Raw genomic sequence first — 3,490 nt, 5'->3', positions numbered from 1 at the left:
GTCGGAGTGCGACGTATCGCCAGGCGCCAGCGCGTTTGCGTAGCAACTATCACGTAGTGGAGAGCAGCTAAAATGGAATGGTAAATTACCCCCAGAGTTGGCGATCGCGTAGCCTCTCGGAAGTGCGACCTATCGCCTACCCTCTCGGAAGTGCGACCTATCGCCTACCCTTACAGAAGTGCGATCGCGTAGCCTCGGAGTGCGACGTATCGCCTAGCCTCGGAGTGCGACGTATCGCCTAGGGTCTCAGAAGTGCGATCGCATCTTACCAGAAAGCGATCGCATAGTGGAAAGTGGCTAAAATGGATGATTGAAATAACCCAGAGGACAACCCCCATGACCACCAATGCTGACGATGTTTGGAGGCTGCTAGGAGAACTCATAGAAGCCCAAAAGGAAACTGAACGACTCCTCAAAGAACAATCCCAAGAAAGCGATCGCCGCTTCCGGGAACAATCCCAAGAAAGCGATCGCCGCTTCCGGGAACAATCCCAAGAAAGCGATCGCCGCTTCCGGGAAACCGAACGAATCATCAAACAACAGAATGAAAAACTCAACCAGGAATTAGGCAAATTGGGAAACCGTCTCGGAGAATTTGTCGAATGGCAGGTACGCCCCGCCGCCGTCCAACTATTTCAACAAAGGGGAATTGCTGTCAATGAATTTCACGGCGACCTCTCGGTTAAACGCTTTGGAGAAGCCCTAGAAATTGATTTGCTCGTCGTCAACACCGACCAAGCCATATTAGTGGAAGTCAAAAGTAAACTCAGCCAAACCGACATCGACGAACACCTGGAAAGACTCGAAAAATTCAAGCGGTTAATGCCCGCTTATCGTGATTTTAAGGCCATGGGAGCCGTCGCCGGAATGGTCGTCCCCGAAGAAGTCGCCCGCTATGGCTACCGTCGCGGCTTATTTGTGTTGGCACAGTCAGGAGATAGCGTCGTGATTTTAAATGATGATAAATTCCGTCCCCGCCAATGGTAAATTACCCCCAGAGTTGGCGATCGCGTAGCGTGCCCGTAGCACCTATCGCTTAGAGTCTCAGAAGTGCGTTCGCGCAGCGTGCCCTTTCAGAAGTGCGATCGCCTATCGCCTCGCCAGTGCGATCGCCTACCCTTTCAGAAGTGCGATCGCATTCCTGATTATACAGGCAAGATGCCTGGGCTACACTATGAGCGATCGCGAAGCACGTCTCGCCGGAGATCCGGTTTGCCGTAATCAAGTGTTCGGTTATCAGTGATTGACTAATTTTAATTTTTATGATATATGATGGGCGAAGTGGCAGGGGGAAATATCTGGTGCGTTCGCGCAGCGTGCCCGCCAGAAGTATCGCCTACATTCTCGGAAGTGCGTTCGCGTAGCCTCGGAGTGCGACGTATCGCCTAGCCTCTCGGAAGTGCGTTCGCGCAGCGTGCCCGCCAGAAGTATCGCCTAGCCTCTCGGAAGTGCGTTCGCCTACATTCTCGGAAGTGCGTTCGCGTAGCCTCNGGAGTGCGACGTATCGCGCAGCGTGCCCGCCAGAAGTATCGCCTAGCCTCTGGGAAGTGCGACCTATCGCCTACTCTCTGGGAAGTGCGATCGCGTACTCTCTGGGAAGTGCGACCTATCGCCTACCCTTTCGGAAGTGCGACCTATCGCGCCCCCGATTATACAGGCAAGATGCCCAAAATAGAAGCGATCGCGCAGCGTGTGTGTACATATCGCATTTCCGAAGCATTGGGTTCAATTCCCCATTTCCAATTGACCCAGGGCGATCAAACTTTCCAGATCCTCTAAAGCATCCGAAAGATAGGCTCCGATAACCGATCGCACCGAATTTAACATCTCTTCATCCGCCCCCCCCAACATCCGGCTAATATCAGCCAGATCTTGAGAACGGCTCGCTTGCAACTTCATCAACACCAAATACGGCAATGCAATGACCGGCAACCCATCCGGGGAAAAATTGGGATAAGCGATCGCATCGGCAACCCATGCTTGCTCGAATTCAAGCACGTCTAGAATCGTTCCATCCGATAACCGCCAGGTACTCCCGCCAATATTTAAGGCTTCCACCCTTTGACTTCCCGCCTGTTCTAATTCTTCATAAATCCGGTCAGAATTTTCTGCCCAAATTAAAATATCTAAATCATCTGTCATGCGTTCGGGCATATAAAGCCGGGTGGCAATTCCCCCCACGATAACAAAAGGCGTTTGAATAATTGTTCTGAGATCGGTCACGGGATGATTCCAAGTTCGCGATTGGAGAAATGCTAGACTGCTACCCCGGCCCGGACGGCATCGACGCCAAGCCATTTCGAGATAAACTTTTCTTCGACTTGCCGGCATTGCCAAATTGGACATGAGCGATCGCCTTTCCCACTTCAACTGCTCTCCAGTTTAACGCGATCGCTCCCCCGATCCGATGCCTTAACCACAAATGGAGCGATCGCGCTTCTGTTGAGACAGCTTCACCCGCCGAATCACGTCAAACACCCTCCGCGTCGTGTCCGAGCCCCTGAATGCGATCGAAACAAGGGGTGTCGTCAGCAATTCCGATGGGGACATGAGAGCTGGGGTTTAACAGGGTGGGTGCGATCGCACTCTCGATTATACAGACAAGATGCTCAAATCTGAAGTAGACATGACCTTGCATTCATACACCATTTCTCAAATCTAGAACCCATCTTTCGCCGCTTCTGGAAACAATCCCAAGCAAGCGATTCTCATGTCGAGACGCTGCGCGATCGCCTCATCCAACCTCCCAGACCGTTTCAACTGATTCGCCTGTCTCAGCAACTCACCCGCACTCATTCCCTCACCACTCCTCATAACTAGCTGACCAACACATCCACCCCCTGACATATCCCAGCATTATACCCTATCACCAGACTGACGCAACTTGACAAACATCTACCGAGCGATTCTCAGAAGTGCGTTCGCGTAGCGTGTGCGTAGCACGTATCGCCTACATTCTCAGAAGTGCGATCGCCTACATTCTCGGAATTGCGATCGCATCTTACCAGAAAGCGATCGCATAGTGGAAAGTGGCTAAAATGGATGATTGAAATAACCCAGAGGACAACCCCCATGACCACCAATGCTGACGATGTTTGGAGGCTGCTGGCGGAATTGGCAGAAGCCCAGAAAGAAACCGAACGCCAATTTCAAGAAACCCGGCAACTCCTCCAGGAACAATCCCAAGAAAGCGATCGCCGCTTCCGGGAACAGTCCCAAGAAAGCGATCGCCGCTTCCGGGAACAATCCCAAGAAAGCGATCGCCGCTTCCGGGAAACCGAACGAATCATCAAACAACAGAATGAAAAACTCAACCAGGAATTAGGCAAATTGGGAAACCGTCTCGGAGAATTTGTCGAATGGCAGGTACGCCCCGCCGCCGTCCAACTATTTCAACAAAGGGGACTTGCTGTCAATGAATTTCACGGCGACCTCTCGGTTAAACGCTTTGGAGAAGCCCTAGAAATTGATTTGATAGTCGTCAACAGCG

General features: G+C 51.9%; 7 protein-coding genes and 1 pseudogene. 5 read left to right on the top strand and 3 right to left on the bottom strand.

Annotation, left to right across the window (positions count from 1 at the left end):
• The first annotated feature begins 77 nt into the window (after positions 1-77).
• The 4 genes from B9T16_RS26955 to B9T16_RS26940 all read left to right on the top strand — a co-directional run bounded on the left by B9T16_RS26955 (position 78) and on the right by B9T16_RS26940 (position 1,779).
• Positions 78-242, top strand: coding sequence for a hypothetical protein (locus tag B9T16_RS26955; protein ID WP_410246201.1), 165 nt, complete (start codon positions 78-80; stop codon positions 240-242).
• 94 nt (positions 243-336) lie between these two features.
• Positions 337-987, top strand: coding sequence for a hypothetical protein (locus B9T16_RS26950; RefSeq protein WP_410246202.1), 651 nt, complete (start codon positions 337-339; stop codon positions 985-987).
• 63 nt (positions 988-1,050) lie between these two features.
• Entirely contained in the window at positions 1,051-1,221 is a 171-nt protein-coding gene (locus tag B9T16_RS26945; protein WP_410246200.1) for a hypothetical protein, read from the top strand.
• A gap of 273 nt (positions 1,222-1,494) precedes the next feature.
• A complete protein-coding gene (locus B9T16_RS26940; RefSeq protein ID WP_410246199.1) occupies positions 1,495-1,779 on the top strand; it encodes a hypothetical protein in 285 nt (94 codons plus the stop codon).
• Here B9T16_RS26940 and B9T16_RS26935 read toward each other — a convergent pair.
• The 3 genes from B9T16_RS26935 to B9T16_RS26925 all read right to left on the bottom strand — a co-directional run bounded on the left by B9T16_RS26935 (position 1,726) and on the right by B9T16_RS26925 (position 2,847).
• Positions 1,726-2,223, bottom strand: coding sequence for a hypothetical protein (locus B9T16_RS26935; protein ID WP_410246198.1), 498 nt, complete (start codon positions 2,221-2,223; stop codon positions 1,726-1,728). The two genes, B9T16_RS26940 and B9T16_RS26935, sit on opposite strands and share 54 nt — an antisense overlap.
• Positions 2,224-2,470: 247 nt before the next feature.
• Positions 2,471-2,638 carry a hypothetical protein gene (locus tag B9T16_RS26930; RefSeq protein WP_014273912.1) on the bottom strand — a complete coding sequence of 56 codons (168 nt, stop codon included), beginning with the start codon at positions 2,636-2,638 and terminating at the stop codon, positions 2,471-2,473.
• Positions 2,639-2,658: 20 nt separating this feature from the next.
• A complete protein-coding gene (locus tag B9T16_RS26925; protein WP_410246197.1) occupies positions 2,659-2,847 on the bottom strand; it encodes a hypothetical protein in 189 nt (62 codons plus the stop codon).
• Positions 2,848-3,072: 225 nt separating this feature from the next.
• Between B9T16_RS26925 and B9T16_RS26920 the strand changes: the two are divergent.
• A pseudogene (locus B9T16_RS26920) lies at positions 3,073-3,490 on the top strand (hypothetical protein); the annotation flags it as partial.

The organism is Arthrospira sp. PCC 8006, assembly GCF_046480465.1.
In the GTDB taxonomy this organism is placed as follows: domain Bacteria; phylum Cyanobacteriota; class Cyanobacteriia; order Cyanobacteriales; family Microcoleaceae; genus Limnospira; species Limnospira platensis.
The sequence above is the reverse complement of the archived record's forward strand: the minus strand, read 5'-3'. Positions and strand labels throughout refer to the sequence as shown.